This is a genomic window from Methanoregula sp. (genome assembly GCF_002835825.1).
GTDB lineage: Archaea > Halobacteriota > Methanomicrobia > Methanomicrobiales > Methanospirillaceae > Methanoregula.
The window spans coordinates 1-2,462 of the sequence record NZ_PIZH01000325.1; the positions used below are offsets into that span (position 1 = coordinate 1).

General features: G+C 57.2%; 3 protein-coding genes. 1 reads left to right on the top strand and 2 read right to left on the bottom strand.

Features of this window, described 5'->3' with window-relative positions; all coding sequences use genetic code 11:
• Window positions 1-52: 52 nt before the first annotated feature.
• Entirely contained in the window at window positions 53-1,432 is a 1,380-nt protein-coding gene (locus CW742_RS10540) for a PP2C family protein-serine/threonine phosphatase (protein WP_292420162.1), read from the top strand.
• 65 nt (window positions 1,433-1,497) lie between these two features.
• Here the strand turns inward: CW742_RS10540 and CW742_RS10545 are convergent, their stop codons facing one another.
• Both CW742_RS10545 and CW742_RS10550 read right to left on the bottom strand, forming a co-directional pair.
• On the bottom strand, window positions 1,498-1,890 hold the full coding sequence (locus CW742_RS10545; RefSeq protein WP_292420165.1) for a Zn-ribbon domain-containing OB-fold protein: 393 nt from the start codon (window positions 1,888-1,890) through the stop codon (window positions 1,498-1,500).
• A gap of 1 nt (window position 1,891) precedes the next feature.
• On the bottom strand, window positions 1,892-2,462 hold a 571-nt coding region (locus CW742_RS10550), incomplete at its 5' end, for a thiolase C-terminal domain-containing protein (RefSeq protein ID WP_394339467.1).

A 2,462-nucleotide genomic window follows, 5' to 3' on the forward strand; every position in this document is an offset into this window, starting at 1 on the left:
TTGTAGACTGTTAACAAATGCTAATTAGCTATGATGCGAATTCTACGGTAGCATGGAAGCAAATATTGTCCAGAGCCTCATCACTCTCTTCCAGATGATCTGCGTGATCATCGTCTTTGCCTATCTTTTCACAAGGAGCCGGTATTTCCAGGAGATTCTTGAGAAAAAACCCTCCCTGAAAACCCAGGTCCTCTTAATCATCGTCTTTGGCCTGCTTTCCGTGTACGGGACCGTCAGCGGGATAACCCTCTACGGGGCCGTCCTCAATGTCCGGGACATCGGCCCGTTCATAGCCGGCCTGTGCTGCGGCCCCTGGGTGGGTATCGGTGCCGGCATTATCGGGGGATTATACCGTTGTGCGGGAGGCGGCCCGTATATGTACACCGGCCTTATCGCCCCGATCCTTGCCGGTGCCATCGGGGGTGTGATGTACCTTGCCAACAAGCGCGATATCGTGCCGACCTGGGTTGCAGTCGTGCTGGTCGCCCTTGTGGAATCCCTCATCTCCCTGATTGCGATGCTTGTTGCAACGCCGGTATCCCAGTTTGGCACCATCGCAACCGTTGTTGCCCTCCCCATGATCGTCACAGCCGTGGTTGCGGTTTTTATTTTCTCAACGATCATCCAGGGCCTCATCAGCGAACGGCAGATGAGGCTTGAAAAGGAGAAACTCGAAGCCGAGATGGCCCGGAAGAATGCCGAACTCCAGATCGCTGCCGAGATCCAGAAGAATTTCCTCCCTGAGCACATTCCCCGGACGGAAGGTTTTGATATCGCTGCAAAAAGCATTCCGGCAAAAGAAGTTGGCGGGGATTTTTTCGACGTGATACCGCTTGAAGTCATGCCCCTCAGCTCTTCCCGGACCGGGATCATGATTGCGGATGTATCCGGTAAAGGGGTACCTGCGGCACTGTTCATGGCCCTGTCCCGGATCGTTGTCAGGGTCACGGCAACGTGGTTCAATAAGCCGGCAGAGGTAATCTCCTTTGCAAACCCTATCATCGCGGAGAATTCAAAAACTGGCATGTTTGTCACCCTGTTTTATGGCGTCATCGATAAGGAAACCCATACCCTCACCTACGTAAATGCCGGGCACAACCCTCCGCTTGTGTTACGGAAGAAGACCGGGGAGATCGAGGAACTTGAGCTGACCGGTATGGCTGTCGGGGCAATGGGGGATGCAGAATATACCCAGGCAGAGGTACCCCTTGCTCCCGGGGATGTTATGGTGCTCTACACCGATGGTATCACCGAGGCCGTAAATGACCGGGAAGAGATGTTTGATCTCCCCCGTCTCATTGAGGCAATCCGGAACAACAGCAGTTTATCCTCGAAAGAAATTGCCGACGAAATTATCCGCTCGGTATTTTCTTTCAGCGGCACGCAGCCGCAGTTTGACGATATTACCCTGATGGTCGTGAAGACCAGCTGACAATATATCAGGCAGCTGGCTCCCCGGCGCCATGATAACAAAAAAAAACGAACACGAAAAAAAAATCACTCCACCGGCACGAACTTCGTGCCATAGTGGATGATGCCGCTCTCGCCATCGGTGGCGATCCGGCGGAATACACTTTTTACCCGCATGCCGATCTTCGCCTCTTTCGGGTCGCAGATAACCTGCGAGGTCATCTGCGGGCCTTCATCGAGCTTGATGATGGCAAGGATGTACGGTCCGGGGGATGCGAACTGGTCGGGCTCGGTCATGATGACCGTGTAGGTCACCACCGTGCCGAGGCCGGCGAACTTGTGGTCAACAATCCTGCCGTTCCGGCGGCAGTCGGGGCAGAACGTCCGCGGGGGGAAGAAGTGCCGGCCGCAGGTCGTGCACTTCGTGCCCACGAGGTTGTAGCGCTGGGGGATCTTTCTCCAGAATCGTGCAACGGTCATCTTATACCCTCCCGAGGATGTGCACGGCAACGGTGGCACCAGTGCCGCCCACGTTGTGGGTCATGCCAACCTTTGCTTTGTCCACCTGCCGCTTCCCGGCCTCGCCGCGGAGCTGCTGGACGATCTCGCACACCTGTTTGATGCCGGTTGCCCCGACCGGGTGGCCGCAGGACTTGAGGCCGCCGCTCGTGTTGACCGGGATCTTCCCGCCGAGCGCAGTCTCGCCGTCAGCAGTGAACTTGCCGGCCGTGCCTTTCTTGCAGAACCCGAGGTCCTCGATAGCGCAGATCTCTGCAATCGAGAAGCAGTCATGGACCTCGACCATGTTGATGTCCTTGTGGGTGAGCTTGGCCATCTTGAAGGCCCGCTGGCCTGCTGCCTCGGTTGCGTCCAGGGTTGAGATATCGCGCCGGGCATGGAGAGCGACCGACTCGCTTGCCTGCGCGGTCTCGAGCACTGTGATGGGTGGGTCGGTGAACTCCTTTGCCCGTTCGAGCGGCGCAACGATGACCGCGGCCGCGCCGTCAGTGGTGGGCGAGCAGTCGAAGAGCCGGACGGGCGCGGCGACCATG